The sequence below is a fragment of the Plectonema cf. radiosum LEGE 06105 genome (genome assembly GCF_015207665.1).
GTDB lineage: Bacteria > Cyanobacteriota > Cyanobacteriia > Cyanobacteriales > Nostocaceae > Rivularia > Rivularia radiosa_A.
Genome location: NZ_JADEWL010000009.1, coordinates 47,014 through 61,900, shown reverse-complemented (window position 1 = coordinate 61,900; position 14,887 = coordinate 47,014). Strand labels below are relative to the sequence as shown.

Sequence of the window (14,887 nt, the reverse complement as noted above, 5' to 3'; positions counted from 1 at the left end):
GAACCCAAATCTTATAAATAGTCGGTATTAGTCTAAATAAAACGATTGCTTACAGGCTTCAGTGTTTGCACGTAAAAAAGAATTAACTTATTGAAAATTTAACGTAAAAATACTTATAAAAGGGAATAGGCTAATAAGACTGGGGAATTTAACCAATTTCTTCTACAATCTCTGACAAAGCTGAAACGCGAGTTTTTCTACTAAACACGTTAGCTTGATAAACTATGCTGTTTGTCATATCCAAAGCAGTTAACCAACCGCTTCTGCGATCGTAAGCACCCGTATCGATATCCAACCAACCTTTTCCTTGTACCAGTTTTCCCGGAATAACACCCCCAATTTTGAAAGTTGGTGTATGACCGACAATAATTAACTTATCGGGGAAATATGGTTTACTCATGCTATGAAAAGGCTGACGAATCCAACAAAATTCCTTTTGGCTTTGTTTATCCAAAGCAAGTTGAGGATTAACACCCCCATGAACCGCCCAAATGTCTCCCAAATCTAGATATAGTGGTAAATTAGAAAACCATTCCAGGTGAACGGGTAGCAAAGAGATGTCCGATTTAAGATAGCTATCGATGGTTTCTTTATAGGTACAAGAAGCTTTTTCAATAGTTTTGTTAATAACTTGTTTATCTTGGAAGTAATCTAAAAGCATTTGCTCGTGATTGCCCAATACGCAATAATACGGACTTTTACGGACAAATTCTACTACTTGAGCGCTTTTGGGACCCCTGTTAATCAAATCTCCTAAAAAATAAACTCGATCATCGCGATCGGGTGATATTACATTCAACAAAAGCATCAAACCATCGTAATGACCGTGGACATCACCAATAAAAATTCTTCTACACATGGGTTCATTTTATCTTTTTTCTAAAGGAAACCACATCCATCGTAATAGGGGTTTAGCACTGCTAAACCCCTACATATGACTAATAAAAAAACTCTCAACGTATAATTACCAATATCTTTCCAAAAATGTTACAACAAAATAGATTATAAATGTAAAATAAATTACAACAATTCTATGACTAACTTAATCCGCAATCGCTTAGAAATTGATGACGCTGTAGAAAGAATTATTCCAGAAGAGGAACCAGATGGAATTTTATCTATCCATCTCAAGCGTTATCAGTTTGCTGCTAATTACTGTCAAGATAAAAAGGTACTTGATGCTGCTACCGGGGTTGGTTATGGTGCAGATTATTTAACTCAAGTCGCGAATCAGGTTATTGGAATTGATCTCGACCCCGTTGCAATTTCTTACGGACAAGGTAAATATAGTAACAGTCGTCTCCAGCTTCAAATTGCAGATGTCGCTAATACAGATTTTGCTGATTCCGAGTTTGACGTAATTTGTTCTTTTGAAACCATCGAGCATTTACCCAATATTCCAGCTTACTTACAAGAAACTGTACGTTTGCTTGCTACTGACGGAATCTATATTGTCTCCACACCACAAGTACCTCAAACTAATCATAATCCTCAAAATCCTTATCACACTGTAGAATTGTGCCGTCATGACTTTGAAGCTTTACTAAAAGATTATTTTGGAGAAGTAGAGATGTACGCTCAACGTCGTCGTCAGTCAGAATTGCACTACTGGTTGACAAAGATTGCAGATTTCACTGGTATGAGAAAATACTTGGCAAAATTAAGTAAATTGCGGCAATCTACTAATAAAATATTACAAACTACTACCTTCGAGGATATGTCCCTTGACGATATTTTAATAACTAAAGTAAAAATAGAACGGGCTGATGAAAATGTTGCTGTATGTAGATATCCATTGAAGAAGCGGGGAGACAAGTAAATTTAATGAATCAGAAAATCCAGGGTAGAAAAATCATTTTTTTTGAATTAAACGAAGTTCCTTGGCACATAATTGATTACTACACTCAAAAGTATCCTGATTCAGCTTTAGCTCAAAAGCTACCTCAATGTTACCAATATGAAACTCATGCAGTAGATTCGGTATTATCTCCTTGGATAACCTGGGCTACATTGCATCGAGGTGTTGCATCTACTCACCATAGGATTCACCATTTCAATCAGAATCTAACTAAAATTAATCAAGAATTTCCTCCTATTTGGCAGATACTATCGGAGAATGGCATTAAAACAGGGCTTTTTGGCTCTCTGCACAGCTACCCTCTACCTAACAATTTAGATAACTATACTTTCTATGTACCGGATAGCTTTGCAACTAACAGCCAATGCTTTCCAGCAAAACTTTCTGTCTTCCAAGAGTTCAATCTATCAATGGCAAGAAATTCCGCTCGTAATGTTTCTACTAAATTTCCGATACAAGCTACATTAAAATTGTTAACTCATCTTCCTGCTCTCGGTTTGAGAGTTGCAACTTTAGTTGATACAGCAAACCAATTATTAACAGAACAGTTTAAACCTTGGCGGAAAAATCGCAGACGTACTTATCAAGCTGTTCTTGCTTTTGATTTATTTCTCAAACAACTTAAAACCACTAAACCTGATTTCGCTACCTTTTTCACCAATCATGTAGCTTCATCTATGCATCGTTACTGGGCTGCACTATTTCCCCAAGATTACAAAAAATTCGGCTATAACAGTGAGTGGGTTTCTAGATATAAAGATGAGATTGATTTTGCGATGAGTAAATTTGAGCAATCTGTTACTCAATTAATACGCTTTGTAGATAGTAATCCCGAATATACACTTTGGATAGCATCTAGTATGGGACAGAGTGCAACTACTGCTTGGATGGTAAAGACTCAATTAAATTTAGCCGATGCAGCAAAGTTGATGTCTGCTTTGGGTATTCCCGATGATGCTTGGTGTCAAACTCCTGCGATGTTCCCTGAATTTGGCATTGTTGTCAAAGAAGAATGGGTTGAGCAGTTTCGGAATCAGCTAGGTAAGTTATCTATCGAAGGAAGATTAGTAGAATTTGCTCAAAAAGAAGATGGTTTATTTGCTGTATTTTTTGGTCAGGTAAATTTACCTCAAAAAAGAATTACAAATGCGTTATTCAAAGGACGTTTGGTGCCTTTGGAAAACCTTGGTTTAGAAAATATTTTAATTGAAGATGAAACTAATACAAATGCTTATCATATAAAAGAAGGTTCTTTATTAATTTATGACCCTCAAGATACAACGTTTAAGAAAAGTAGAAAACAGATTTCTTGCTTAGAAATAGCTCCGATGCTTTTACAAAATTTCTCAGTTCATATTCCTCAGTATATGAGTAAAGGAATCCATATAAATAGTAATTTAGATGATTTTTATAAATATAAAGTTACTATATGAATTATTTTTTCTATCATAAGATTACCGAATTTAAAAAACCGCAGAGACGCAGCGAAAAGTGTGGTCTTGGGGGTTTCCCCCATGAACAACTTTTCAAGACAGAGGACGCAGAGGAAAGAGATTGAGAGAGATGAACCGCACTCTACGGGTGAAAGGTAATTTTAGAGCGGGAGGGAGTAGTTTTTCCAAACGATATTTTTATTAATATCAACCTAATTACGTGTCCGTAGGACAAATGTAAAATAAACTAAACACATTCGTTGTTAAAATCCAAAATTCTGTGACTCAAACCTATCAACAAGTTTATAATCCAACTCAAACAAATCAATGGTTAACTTGGCTACCCATCTTTGGGTGGCTTCCTTTTGCTTTAGCAATTAATAGTTTTATTATTCCTCCAGGAACAGCACTGGCTTATTGGGGAAGATGGACGGGATTAGCTGTTTTAACTATTTATGGTTTCTTTAATGTATTTATTTCTGGAAAATGGCAGCGCAATAATTTTGATCGCTTCGCATTTTTGGTATTTACAGTAATTATAATTAGTACGGCTTATGCTGATTTGAATGGTGTACTCTATGCGGCAGATTTTTACGAAACAGGTATTTTTAAAGCTGTTTCTTTTCTACTAGCTTATTTATTCCTAACGTGGGGGGTGCAAAGCGTACTTAATTCTTTTGAAGATGCTACAGCAATTATTAAAAATTTAGTTTACAGTGCTACTGTTATTTATACAGTAGGATTAATCGGAAATGCACTTAGAGTAATTCCGGTTTTGATGGGCGCTCCTAGCGGTATATTTTTTAATCCAAATGCCACCGCAGCCCTTGGCATTATTATTTTACCTTTATCTATCTGGTTTTCATCCAGACATAAACATTGGGGAATATTCAGATTTTTTCCAACATTAATTATATTTACTGCAATAATTATCAGCGGCGCAAGAACTCCCTTACTTGCCTTAAGTATATTATTTCTTTACTACCTTATATGTTGGTCGAGATATAAAGGCACAGAAATGTTAAGTATTTATGGTATTGGTACAATAGTTATTAGTGCTTTACTGATATTAAGTATAGATTTTTGGGAATCATCTTTATTTAATAAATTATACGAAAGTCTAACTACTTCTACAGGTGCAGGTATTACCAGTTATCGGACTAATTTACTTTGGCCTTTGTTTATTGAAAATATTTTCTCTTCGCCAATTTCGATATTAATTGGTAATGGCTGGGGAAGCGAAGAAGCTTTATTGTTGCATAAATCTTCACAAAACATTTTCTTTGAACGTTTGTGGGTAGGAACCGCTCATAATGCTTACATTGGTTTAACATACCAAATTGGTTTAATTGGTAGTTTATTAACATTTGTTCCTCTATGGTCAATTGTTATTAATCAAATTAAAGAAAGTTCAAATTATATAAACAAAGAGCATTTTGAATTTAAGTTAGCACTTGCAGCCGCTCTTTTAGCTGAATTATGTCTTTGCTTTTTTGAATCAGGATTTTATAACATCGGTTCCGCTCATTCATTACCCGGTTGGTTAGTAGCTTATATAGCAGTAAGAACCGCCACATTTACGAACTAATTGCAAGTATTAATACATATAAATTTTTACTTGTATTATCAATCCCATTTTATAGAAAATTTTACCAATTACCAATTACCAATTACCAATTACCAATTACCAATTACCAATTACCAATTCCCTATTCTCCATTTTATGAAAGTACTTCACGTTATTCCCTCACTCAGTCCATTTCTAGGTGGTCCCACTACTGTAGTAATTAATTTAGTCAAAGCTTTACTCAACAACGGAATTGAAGCCCAAATAGTTACAACCAATCATAATGGCTCAAAACCGCTTGATGTTCCTTTATACCAAAAAATCGAGTACAAACAGGTTCCTGTTTGGTTTTTACCTTACTTTTCGCCACCCATGAAAGAGTTTATCTTTTCTCCTGCTTTGACTAAATGGCTGTGGCAAAATATCAAGAACTATGACATTCTCGATAACCACTATCTTTTCTCTTATGCTCCCAGTTGTGCTGGGGCGATCGCTAGGTGGCATAATATTCCTTATACGATTCGGACTCAAGGACAACTAACATCTTGGGCATTAACTCAAAGTAAGCGAAAAAAGCAAATATATTCAATGCTGGTTGAACGTCATAATCTCAACCATGCAGCAGCTATACATTGCACAACTGAAGCTGAAGCCCAGGATGTGCGTAAATATGGGATTAAATCAAGCATCGTTAAATTACCTTTGGGTGTAGAACAAGTGGATATTAATCCCCAAGCAAGATTGCAACTTCATTCTGTATACTCCATTTCCCCTCATACTCCGATCGTACTGTTCCTCTCTCGGCTTTGTCATAACAAGTGTCCAGATATGTTAATCAAAGCACTCAGTCTTATAAATGCTGATTCGATTGACTTTCATCTGTTGATGGCAGGTACCGGAGAGCCGGATTATGTCAACTATTTGAAACAACTTGTAATATCTTTGAACTTAAGCGATCGCGTTACATTTACTGGTTTTGTGCAGAACGAGCAAAAGAATTTATTATTGCAAAGTGCGGATTTGTTTGTTTTGCCATCTGTTTCGGAAAATTTCAGTATAGCTACAGCAGAAGCAATGGCAGCAGGAATACCTGTAGTTGTGACTCCTGGAGTGCAGCTTGCTTCTGAAATTATCACAGCTAATGCTGGATATATTGTAGAGCAAAATGTTAATGCCCTACACATTGCTATATCTTACTTACTTACCTCTCCAAAACTAAGACAACAATTAGGAGAAAACGGCTCTATTTGGGCAAATAGTCGTTACCGTCCAAATCAAATTGCGAATAATCTTGCCCGCGCATACAGTGCCATTATTAATAAAATTGATTTTTGTGAATCTCAAATACCAATTGTTAAAGAATACGAAAGTATTAATAATTATTATAAAACTGCAATGCCAAGATATTAATTTCGCGCCGCTTCGTGGAAAAAGTTAATTAGATGCAATGAGTTATACCCTGAGTGCGTCATTGCTTGAAGTTGAGTTAGTTGTTGCTCTCTTTGTGAAAGTAGATTATTCAAGCGCTCAACTTCCGACATTAATGGCTCAATAGTTTTCTCCAACTCCTTGTTAACCACCTTCGCAGCCTGTTTGTTAAGCGTATTTCCCCAGCTATCTTTATTGGAATCTTCAAGAGCTTTTTCCAAGTCTTTTACTCGTTGCTGGAGTTGTTGATTTCTATCGATTAACCGACTTTTGAACTATGAGGCAAATCGCTCGAAGCCCTGTCATTGAGTTCACGGAGTGTTCCCTTTTAGGGAAGGAGGAACGACGATTTAAGGGGGTTAAAATCCCTGAAACCTATGTGGAGAGTAGTTGTGTGTACACCGTAGCCATCTCCCTACGGAGCAACGCATTTTACTAATAATACGCTAGTATAAATGTAATTAACAGGCTATATATATACGGGAGCAACGCGATTTTGTGAACTATACCTGAAATATTGCGATACACCTTCGGTGTCGGCTTCGCCTATCGCCACAACAAAATTCTGATAGTACTGAAGTAAATATTACATATAACCCACATTCCGCACCTCAACTGTCACAAAAGGGTTTTTACTGAGATTTTCTTCAATGTAAAGAATAAAAACAGACTTAAGGCATTCGAGTAGTCGTATTATTGACCGAGCTTACATAGAATTTCTATTCTCAATAAGAACCAATAATCTTTGATATTGAATTCATAGATAAAAACTTATTATTCTTAGCTGAATATCCCCATAATACTTATGTTTCATAAATAAAAAGTTATTATAACTTGTGACTATTGATTAAATGAATAGTCTTGATTACAAATAAATTATTGTGGATTTACTTCAGCATTTATAATAGTAACGACATCTCTCTGGTAAAAATTCCAAAATATATTCTCTTTCTGGAGTCCAATTTGAGATTGATATTTCATCATTAAATTTAACTAGATGTATAGATTGAAAACGTTGAAATATCAACCGCATAGTCGGATTATTTATAGCTTTACCAAGCTGATTTTTAATCGTAGATTTAGATGTTGATAAAGCTTTTCTTATTTCTCTTTGAGCCAACGTATATACTAATAGACACAAACCCATTATCATAGCCATAGCTTGAATTCTCTCCGGAGATTTCAGAAAAATACTATCAGCAAAAAATAAAGGGTCTTTAATAAATCCAAATCCTCTCTCACGTGAAACTTTGCCACGGGGATACTCCCCGGTGGCAAGATTTCACAACTTTGCTGCGCTTTATATTCGGAAAGCATTTCATCATTACTAAGAGATTCTTCCTCTAAAATATTTGTTGCTAATATAAAACGTCCGGCACTGTTATATGCAGTTTTAATAGCATTTATATTCTCAGATATTGAAGCATTTACTTGATAAAAAGTATCGATGGTGTGCCGCGCAGCGGCACACCATCCCTATTGATATGAATAAAGTCAGCACAAAATACCCTTAGATAAGGGTGCTTATTGTTATAATTTTTTGATTAAAAAAGAAAGTTTGGTATAATTTATGCAACCTGCACAGGTTTAATGAGTGCAGTTAAAATAGAATCGCAGAAACTATTCCAACAAGCGGCAATCCATTGGCAACGAGCGTGTAAAATTATTTCAGCATTGTTTTTTAACCAAAATTTGCTGTTTCCAATCAGGGCGTAAATTAACAGCTTGTCGAATTAAACTTTCCACGGCACCCTTCGGGTTCGGCAGTTGCTACAACGGGGGGAACCCCCGCAACGCACTGCCTCACCGCTACCAATAGGTAATCTAAGAGATGAAATTTTATGGTAATTGAAACGGGGAGCATCTCAACTTTGTTAGAACAAAAGAACTAACAGCACCTAAAGCTTGTCATTAAGATAAGCACAGCGATGCATGAGGACTTGAGAGACATTAGATTCATTCCATTGTGCGCCAGAAATTTTTAATCGCCGATCTATCTGTTTAATAGTAGACTCGATAGCACCAGAACCAATAGAACAAATATTTTCGGTTTGATAATAGTCATAGTTGACAATTCGATGTCGGTGGGTTGACAAATACTGGCAAAAGTTTTGAGCCGTTTTAGCTTTAAGTGGAGAGAATAGAGCGAGTGTTTCATCAACTTTTCCTTGCCAAAGAAAAGTTTCAGCAGCTTTGATTCGTTTGAGAGAACCACCTACTTTATGTAGATTTTCAACGAGATGAAACCAATCTAAAATCTCGCGTCTCTCCCCAGGACAATTAAATTGTCGAATTATTTTCCAAATCCCTGGATGTCCATCACCCAAGCAAGTTAATGGGTCTGCCAAATTCTGTTGATTTACGTAATCAATTAAAGCTTCATTGAATAATGTGAATTTAACTCTCTCCTCAGATAATCAGCAGTTCCACCGCAAAACAAAATTTCTGAAACTACCGAACGGGGAACTACTTGGTCTAACCAACTTGTAAGTACTGCTGCATATTCATTCCTAGCAAGCTTTATAGCTTTCTGTAGTTGCATCAATTCATGGCGTTTATTAGTATAAAGAGTGCTTTTCAATAACTTTGTTAGAGGGGTAGTAGAAATATCGCTACCGGCAGCCACCACAGCAGGAACCAGTTGCGAAGCATTCTGTCCAGAAGTTCTAGCAACTACTTTTTCAAGTAATCTAATCATCCCTAAATCTGAAGTCTTTCCATCTGCTGCAACTATCCCCTTATCACTGATTAACACAGAAGCATTTCTATAACCCACCATCACCAATGCAATCGTTTTGGTTTTAATAGCCTCTCCCAGTTTTTTTTGGTAGGCTTATATCTTGCACCTTCAGGTAAACATTTGAATTGAGTCAGCTTAACCTGTATTTTTGCGGTAGGTGTCATAAAGCCAGCAAATGCTGCTTCAAGATGTTTACGAAAACTCTCTCTATTCTCAAATTCTCCTGGTGGTAGCAAACAAATAAGCGCAAGTCTAAATTTTGTACCTAACTGAAGTTTCTGCGATATTGCCCAGACGAAAGCTAATGTCTTGGCAACCGCACGTTCGTACTTTAACTCTTTTAATCCCTGATTTGCATAATAGTTACTTTTCGCTAAATATCCTACAGCAAAGGTTTCACCCATGTAATTTACCCATGCAGCATTCTCTGGTTCGGTTGCACCTAAAATTTCCGAAGCTACAGAATCCAAAGAAATTCTTACCACTTCCGGTTCCATTACCAAAGATGCTGTTTGATTTTGCTTCAATGTGCAATAAACACCTTTGGTTGCACTTCCTCCAAAATCCAAAGCCAGAATTAACAAGGGAGATGAATTATTTTTCTGCTGAGTGTTTTTACTCATGGGTTTTTATTAATTTAATACATTTTTTTGCAAGGAATTCAAAGGAAAATCTTGGAAAATAAAGGTTGATTATTACTCAAACTTATGGACATTGGAGGCTATTTTTGATTCAAAATTCCTTGTAATTCCTTCTGATTATTTTGATTAATGAAAACTGTCTAACTGTTACAGATAAAGAAATTGAGGAATAAAACACAGTATTAAATGACTAAATTCAGCAGTGATTTTAGAAAATATTAAATGCAGCGTTAAAAATACTGCATAAAATATTCCAGCTTTTTCTCAGTTAGAAAGGTGAAACACACTACACCTTTATTTTGAACAATGACTGGAAAATGATTCAGCCCGATCGCGTTATAAATTAAATTGGTCATAGTTCTTGATTTCCGAATAATGGTTTTCCGCCAAGGTACATCTGATTCATAAAGCTAATAGATCAATTATCTAATTTACCGAAAAAGGCAGTCGGCAGTAGGGAAGGGGGAGCGGTTTCAGGCTGCCTCGCCAAAGGTGAGGCAGCCCCTAAATTTATTTATGCAAACAGAACAATATTTTTTTGGAGATACGTAGTACGAGAAAAAGTGCGTCATTGTTTGAAACCCCTAAATTCATTTATGGGGTACGACTGCCGCTCATCTCGAAGAGATGGTTCTGTGCCTACTTTCCACTGCCTCCTCATTCTCCTTTGGTTAGATAATTCTTGGGGCGATACCTTCGGTGAGCTTCGCTTAACGCATAGTAAAAGCGTCATTACATCTCGATGAAATAACACCGCATATTCACGCTTACCTCGTACCCTTAGATGAGCGGGGAAAGCTTAACTGCAAAGCATTATTTGGTACAAGAGTGAAAATGTATCAGTTACAAGATAGTTTTGCGAATGCACTCGGACATTTAGGAATAGTACGTGGTGTTAAAGGTAGTGTTGCGACTCATACCAAAGTCAAAAAATATTATGCAGCAGTAAATCAAGATTCTCAATTACTCGATTTAGAGCGCTGTATTCCCCAACCACAAGCACAAGAAACTAGTGAAGCTTATAGACAAAGGGTTATTAAGTTATTAAGTCCGCAGTTAGAGGTAATTAATCAACAATTGAGAGAGCGCGATCGCCAGAACCGAAAACTAATAGAGTTAAAGCAAACTGCATCTGTGAGTGAACAATTACGATACTCTTTAGAAACGGAACTATATTCACTTAAAGCAAATCACGAACGACAGAATTTATCACTATCTGAAGTTGCTTACGAGCTAGGGCTAAATCATTCTAAGCATGAACATAATCCACTATCTTTAGTGATGAGGGTTAACAAGTGCAATTTTGATGATGCAGTAGTTTGGTTGCGGGACAGATTTGGTGAAACTGTTATGACACACGCAGTCTCCAACCACGCTTTAAATATTGTGCGTCAAACACCTTCCTCTATCTTTACACCACCCATACCTTCACCCAAGCATCTTTTAGTTGTCGAAGATTACCTAAACCAAAAGCATTCTATTCCACAGAAGCTTTTGAAAACTCTACAAGAACGAGGTTTATTATATGCTTCGACGGATGGCAATGCAGTATTTATAGCTCGGAATCTTGATGGGAGAACAACGGGAGCTTATTTATATTCTTTAAATACTAGCGAAAATAATTTCAGCTTATATTCGGGTAGTAGACGCTCAAGCGGTTGGTTTCATTTAAGCGTCGGTGGTTCAAATCGTGGATTGGTAGAAACAGCGGTTCTAAATTCTTCTCCAATAGATGCGCTTAAGATTATGGTAAGGAATGCACCTCATAACCATAGAACGCTTTATCTCACTCTCGATAATGAAAATGCACCATTACCGTCAGAATTTCTCAAAACTTTAACAAATGTAGTTGTTGCAATGCCAGAAAAAAGAATCATGTCGATAAGAAAAATTTTACCCAACGCAAACGCAATTGATGTTTCCAAATATAACCAGCAACAACAATTCTATTAACATCATAATTGCTGTATTTTACTTAAAACTTATCTATTTTTTCAAAGTTCAGTGTAACGAGTTATAAAAAAAACTCAGCATTTCTGACTGCAATCAAAGAAAGAATACTGATATCTATGTACCAGTAATAGAACTCGAAAAAAAAATGAGCGAACCGGGAGAACTAAGTACAACCTTTTAAAAACTAGTATCTAATTGGGAAACTAAATCGATTATTTCTTGTGGGGATTTTTCTTCGATAACCGCTAACAAGTTTATGGCTTTTATTAGCAAACGATTACTATCTTCAAAGGTGTTCTGGCTTGGCAATACAAGTTTTATAGGATTTTCTTCATCGTCATTGGCACTTTGAAATACGAGTAAGCGCGGATTGGGATGTATTATTATTTGCCAACCATTTAGGTGAAGGTAGAATATTATGTCGCCAATTTTTAAACTATGGATTTGTAATTCGTCTAAAATAATTTGTTGTGTCATAACCACAAGAATGATTTTAATTTCTTTAAAAATGGTGTTATGTCGCTTTCAGTTTTGAATCATGCTCTATTTTAATGACTTGCTAATCGTGGATCTTCTTGTGGCGGATGCCAACCGCCTTTTATCCAAAGTTTACGGGCTTTAACAATAGAACCTTCATTATGGCGTTCATCGTTCAAATCTAAACGATTACAAGTAGCTCGTCCTACTTCCGTCATGGCAATAATTGTCAAACCATCTACCGACCAAATGAAATGGTCAGACCACTTCTGTTCGCGAGGATTAAAAAGTGAAATGTTTTTCTGGGTTTCGGGGTCAATTCCTGTTGTAAAATTGTAGCGATAGCCATTACAACGTTGACAAGCAAGTGCTAAATTATCGGGTTCATTCGATGAATTAGAAAAGGATTGCGGAATTATATGGTCAATAGCAAATAGAGCCGCACTTCCTTCTTCCGAAGAATGACAGTATTCACAAAGATATTTTGCTCGCTCTCTAACTAACTTTCTTGTTGCATTATTAACCGTCATGATTGGGCAATTATTTTAGCGTTAATTAAAGTAAAAATTCGGTCTAGTTCTAATATTCCTGTTAATTCAGCTTCTTCAATTGAACTAAGCATATCTGCTTTTTTCTTCTCGGTCAGTTGATCTAAACGAGATTGTAGTTCTGGAGTAAATTTAAACAAATATAAATTTCTAACTGCGCTGAGTTGGATTCCAGATTCTACCCAGGATGAGGGCTGAACCATCATTTGAGAAATCATAATAATTATGAGTATAGTACGATGTATGGTCGTATTCTAGCAATGAATCTTTTTGATGGTGTTTTTCCGCATTTTATAGTTATCTTGGTCATCAAGAAGACTTCGGTATAAGTTTTGATATAATGATGCAACCAAACTTGAATATTATTAAGGACTTAACTGATTCTAGCTTCTGCTTTACAATCAATTTAGATAAGTCTAAGAATTTTTAAGCATAGGTTATTGACTGTATGTCCCTTTTTAAATTTGGTGATGAAGAAATTACCCAACGTGGGAAAGAACTCTACGATTCGAGCATTCGTCTAAAAGTCGAGACACCAGAAAATATTGGCAAAATTGTCTCGATTAATATTGAAACGGGTGAATATGATCCGAGGCGATGATATACTCATTACTAGTCGGCGATTACGGGAAAAACAATCTGATGCTGTAATTTGGGCTGAGAGAATTGGATATAATGCTGTTTTTGCTGTAGGTGGTACGTTAGTCAGGACAGAACGGTGATAAACGGAACTGTCGTTAGGTATAACTACAACAAAATAAACATAAAGATTTATTTCTATCTAAGAAGAAACTTCTCCCCAAAAGTTAGCAATTGCGGGAGCGAAAACCGATGTATCCGGACTTGATGCAGGTTGAGTAATATATTTTGCGCGGTTGGCGATACACCCGGAGGGTGTCGGCTTCGCCTATCGCTAACACCCTATCAGTATCCCGAACATACAAAGGCACCATCATTTCTCGTTGCTCCAACAGTTCGTACAACCCAATTTTCATCTCACAACCTTGATGAAATTTAGCACGAGCAGCCTTCTGAACCATTTGCGCTAATTCCGCACCACTACAGTTGACAGTTTTGTTAAGAACAATGCGCCATTCTTTCTCTGTAAGTACATCGTCGTTTTTATAACGCTTATCAAAGGACGCAAGATGCATCATCAAAATTTCTTGACGTTCAATAGCTTGGGGAAACCCTACATAAAATATCTCATCAAATCTTCCCACCCTGGTTAATTCCGGTGGTAATGCATCGAGTCGGTTAAGGGTTGCAACGACGAATACTGCACTTGTTTTATCCTGCAACCAAGTCAATAATGTTCCCAAGATTTGACGAGAGCTTGTATCCTCTCCCGATTCACTAGATGCAGCAAAAAGTTTGTTACCCTAAGTACAAACATCACTATTTGCACTCGGCTTCAGAACCGGACTTGACACTTTAGCGTCATCCGGCTCCTCAATGAATTGGTGTATTGTCATTACATACTTCACCGATTCACTTCTGCCATCTGCCTCCTGCCTTCTGCCTTGATTTCGTGGTTGTAATTTAGGTAAAATTTGCTCAAAATAAATTAAATCGCGCTCGTTCATATTACTTGTTAACTGTCCTCCAGTTTTTTCAAGTAAACTACCACGTCCATCTTTCGCTTCGATTTGTACGTTACCATTAGGGCTAGCTTTCCATTTATAAGAAAATCGCCCATCAATTTCCACATCGGTTTGTTGTGCAACAGCATATTGTGTAAGCGCATTCGTAACTCTCTCTACACGAGCAAAATATTCGGCTTCTTGCTTTCCGACTGGAGCAAAAGATGCAGGAACTGGTTCTTTTTTTCGTAAAGAATTCTGTAAGGAGTTAATATCTTGAATATTTAAAGAAGCTAAATCACCCTTTTCTACTTTTACTCCTAAAGGGGTTTCGCGGAACTGTATTAAAAATTTATCTGTCGCTGAATCTTTTACTTCATACAATAAACCGCTGCGAGAGATTTGGTAATCACCTGCTTGATAGTGATTTTCTCCTGGTTGGGTTTGTAGTTGAAATAAATTTTTTATTAATGCTGCGAATTGATGCTGTTTTGAATTATTTTTAAATTCTTGTACTCCTATTTTGACAGCAGAAGTAACACTGCTTACGACAGTTGATGCATTATTAACTACTTGCTGCCACCTTTGACCGCAAAATGCACCGATAAAATCGCGCTTAAGAAAGCGCTGAAACATCCTTTGTGCAGTACCAATAATTG

Annotated in this window: 15 protein-coding genes and 3 pseudogenes; 6 read left to right on the top strand and 12 right to left on the bottom strand. The window is 36.5% G+C overall.

What is annotated here, in order from left to right:
• Nucleotides 1-148: 148 nt before the first annotated feature.
• Nucleotides 149-859, bottom strand: a complete 711-nt coding sequence (locus tag IQ247_RS04595) for a metallophosphoesterase family protein (RefSeq protein WP_193917492.1) — start codon at nucleotides 857-859, stop codon at nucleotides 149-151.
• A gap of 174 nt (nucleotides 860-1,033) precedes the next feature.
• Here IQ247_RS04595 and IQ247_RS04590 point away from each other — a divergent pair, with 174 nt between their 5' ends.
• From IQ247_RS04590 to IQ247_RS04575, 4 genes are all read left to right on the top strand, one after another.
• Nucleotides 1,034-1,819 (top strand): class I SAM-dependent methyltransferase, encoded by a 786-nt coding sequence (locus tag IQ247_RS04590; RefSeq protein ID WP_193917490.1) that lies wholly within the window; start codon nucleotides 1,034-1,036, stop codon nucleotides 1,817-1,819.
• 5 nt (nucleotides 1,820-1,824) lie between these two features.
• Nucleotides 1,825-3,291 (top strand): hypothetical protein, encoded by a 1,467-nt coding sequence (locus IQ247_RS04585; protein ID WP_193917488.1) that lies wholly within the window; start codon nucleotides 1,825-1,827, stop codon nucleotides 3,289-3,291.
• 280 nt (nucleotides 3,292-3,571) lie between these two features.
• Entirely contained in the window at nucleotides 3,572-4,879 is a 1,308-nt protein-coding gene (locus tag IQ247_RS33325; protein WP_193917486.1) for an O-antigen ligase family protein, read from the top strand.
• Between the two features lie 135 nt (nucleotides 4,880-5,014).
• Nucleotides 5,015-6,268, top strand: coding sequence for a glycosyltransferase (locus tag IQ247_RS04575; protein WP_193917484.1), 1,254 nt, complete (start codon nucleotides 5,015-5,017; stop codon nucleotides 6,266-6,268).
• On the opposite strand, the gene IQ247_RS04570 is transcribed toward IQ247_RS04575, so the two are convergent.
• The 6 genes and pseudogenes from IQ247_RS04570 to IQ247_RS32340 form a co-directional block, all read right to left on the bottom strand.
• The gene (locus IQ247_RS04570; protein WP_193917482.1) at nucleotides 6,265-6,507 is read right to left on the bottom strand and encodes a hypothetical protein; all 243 of its coding nucleotides are present in this window, start codon (nucleotides 6,505-6,507) and stop codon (nucleotides 6,265-6,267) included. The two genes, IQ247_RS04575 and IQ247_RS04570, sit on opposite strands and share 4 nt — an antisense overlap.
• A gap of 671 nt (nucleotides 6,508-7,178) precedes the next feature.
• Nucleotides 7,179-7,445, bottom strand: coding sequence for a hypothetical protein (locus tag IQ247_RS04565; RefSeq protein WP_193917480.1), 267 nt, complete (start codon nucleotides 7,443-7,445; stop codon nucleotides 7,179-7,181).
• A gap of 409 nt (nucleotides 7,446-7,854) precedes the next feature.
• Nucleotides 7,855-8,056 (bottom strand): annotated as a pseudogene (locus IQ247_RS04560) (hypothetical protein); the annotation flags it as partial.
• Between the two features lie 128 nt (nucleotides 8,057-8,184).
• A pseudogene (locus tag IQ247_RS04555) lies at nucleotides 8,185-8,670 on the bottom strand (ISKra4 family transposase); the annotation flags it as partial.
• On the bottom strand, nucleotides 8,658-9,065 hold the full coding sequence (locus IQ247_RS32345; RefSeq protein WP_228059471.1) for a hypothetical protein: 408 nt from the start codon (nucleotides 9,063-9,065) through the stop codon (nucleotides 8,658-8,660). The gene IQ247_RS32345 and the pseudogene IQ247_RS04555, both read right to left, overlap by 13 nt.
• Nucleotides 9,065-9,649, bottom strand: a complete 585-nt coding sequence (locus IQ247_RS32340) for a ParM/StbA family protein (protein WP_228059470.1) — start codon at nucleotides 9,647-9,649, stop codon at nucleotides 9,065-9,067. Before IQ247_RS32340 ends, IQ247_RS32345 begins: the two co-directional genes overlap by 1 nt.
• A gap of 735 nt (nucleotides 9,650-10,384) precedes the next feature.
• Here IQ247_RS32340 and IQ247_RS04545 point away from each other — a divergent pair.
• Complete coding sequence (locus IQ247_RS04545; RefSeq protein WP_322745421.1) at nucleotides 10,385-11,620, top strand: plasmid recombination protein; 1,236 nt, start codon at nucleotides 10,385-10,387, stop codon at nucleotides 11,618-11,620.
• Between the two features lie 177 nt (nucleotides 11,621-11,797).
• Here IQ247_RS04545 and IQ247_RS04540 read toward each other — a convergent pair whose 3' ends face one another.
• From IQ247_RS04540 to IQ247_RS04530, 3 genes are all read right to left on the bottom strand, one after another.
• Nucleotides 11,798-12,097, bottom strand: coding sequence for a hypothetical protein (locus IQ247_RS04540; protein WP_193917478.1), 300 nt, complete (start codon nucleotides 12,095-12,097; stop codon nucleotides 11,798-11,800).
• Nucleotides 12,098-12,168: 71 nt separating this feature from the next.
• Entirely contained in the window at nucleotides 12,169-12,627 is a 459-nt protein-coding gene (locus tag IQ247_RS04535; protein ID WP_193917476.1) for an HNH endonuclease, read from the bottom strand.
• On the bottom strand, nucleotides 12,624-12,851 hold the full coding sequence (locus tag IQ247_RS04530; RefSeq protein ID WP_228059469.1) for a hypothetical protein: 228 nt from the start codon (nucleotides 12,849-12,851) through the stop codon (nucleotides 12,624-12,626). The genes IQ247_RS04535 and IQ247_RS04530 overlap by 4 nt, the downstream gene beginning before the upstream one ends.
• A gap of 242 nt (nucleotides 12,852-13,093) precedes the next feature.
• Here IQ247_RS04530 and IQ247_RS32335 point away from each other — a divergent pair, with 242 nt between their 5' ends.
• A complete protein-coding gene (locus IQ247_RS32335; RefSeq protein WP_228059468.1) occupies nucleotides 13,094-13,246 on the top strand; it encodes a hypothetical protein in 153 nt (50 codons plus the stop codon).
• Nucleotides 13,247-13,451: 205 nt separating this feature from the next.
• Here IQ247_RS32335 and IQ247_RS04520 read toward each other — a convergent pair.
• Together IQ247_RS04520 and IQ247_RS04515 are read right to left on the bottom strand one after the other, a co-directional pair.
• Nucleotides 13,452-13,994, bottom strand: a pseudogene (locus IQ247_RS04520) (AAA family ATPase); the annotation flags it as partial.
• A 33-nt stretch (nucleotides 13,995-14,027) separates the two neighbouring features.
• On the bottom strand, nucleotides 14,028-14,864 hold the full coding sequence (locus IQ247_RS04515) for a hypothetical protein (protein ID WP_193917472.1): 837 nt from the start codon (nucleotides 14,862-14,864) through the stop codon (nucleotides 14,028-14,030).
• Nucleotides 14,865-14,887 lie beyond the last annotated feature (23 nt).

Bases quoted from the DNA above. Each gene is read 5' to 3' on its own strand.
- IQ247_RS04595 (WP_193917492.1), bottom strand. From the start codon at position 859: ATGTGTAGAAGAATTTTTATTGGTGATGTCCACGGTCATTACGATGGT.
- IQ247_RS04590 (WP_193917490.1), top strand. From the start codon at position 1,034: ATGACTAACTTAATCCGCAATCGCTTAGAAATTGATGACGCTGTAGAA.
- IQ247_RS04585 (WP_193917488.1), top strand. From the start codon at position 1,825: ATGAATCAGAAAATCCAGGGTAGAAAAATCATTTTTTTTGAATTAAAC.
- IQ247_RS04575 (WP_193917484.1), top strand. From the start codon at position 5,015: ATGAAAGTACTTCACGTTATTCCCTCACTCAGTCCATTTCTAGGTGGT.
- IQ247_RS04565 (WP_193917480.1), bottom strand. From the start codon at position 7,445: ATGGCTATGATAATGGGTTTGTGTCTATTAGTATATACGTTGGCTCAA.
- IQ247_RS32345 (WP_228059471.1), bottom strand. From the start codon at position 9,065: ATGGTGGGTTATAGAAATGCTTCTGTGTTAATCAGTGATAAGGGGATA.
- IQ247_RS32340 (WP_228059470.1), bottom strand. From the start codon at position 9,649: ATGAGTAAAAACACTCAGCAGAAAAATAATTCATCTCCCTTGTTAATT.
- IQ247_RS04540 (WP_193917478.1), bottom strand. From the start codon at position 12,097: ATGACACAACAAATTATTTTAGACGAATTACAAATCCATAGTTTAAAA.
- IQ247_RS04535 (WP_193917476.1), bottom strand. From the start codon at position 12,627: ATGACGGTTAATAATGCAACAAGAAAGTTAGTTAGAGAGCGAGCAAAA.
- IQ247_RS04530 (WP_228059469.1), bottom strand. From the start codon at position 12,851: ATGATGGTTCAGCCCTCATCCTGGGTAGAATCTGGAATCCAACTCAGC.
- IQ247_RS32335 (WP_228059468.1), top strand. From the start codon at position 13,094: ATGTCCCTTTTTAAATTTGGTGATGAAGAAATTACCCAACGTGGGAAA.
- IQ247_RS04515 (WP_193917472.1), bottom strand. From the start codon at position 14,864: ATGTTTCAGCGCTTTCTTAAGCGCGATTTTATCGGTGCATTTTGCGGT.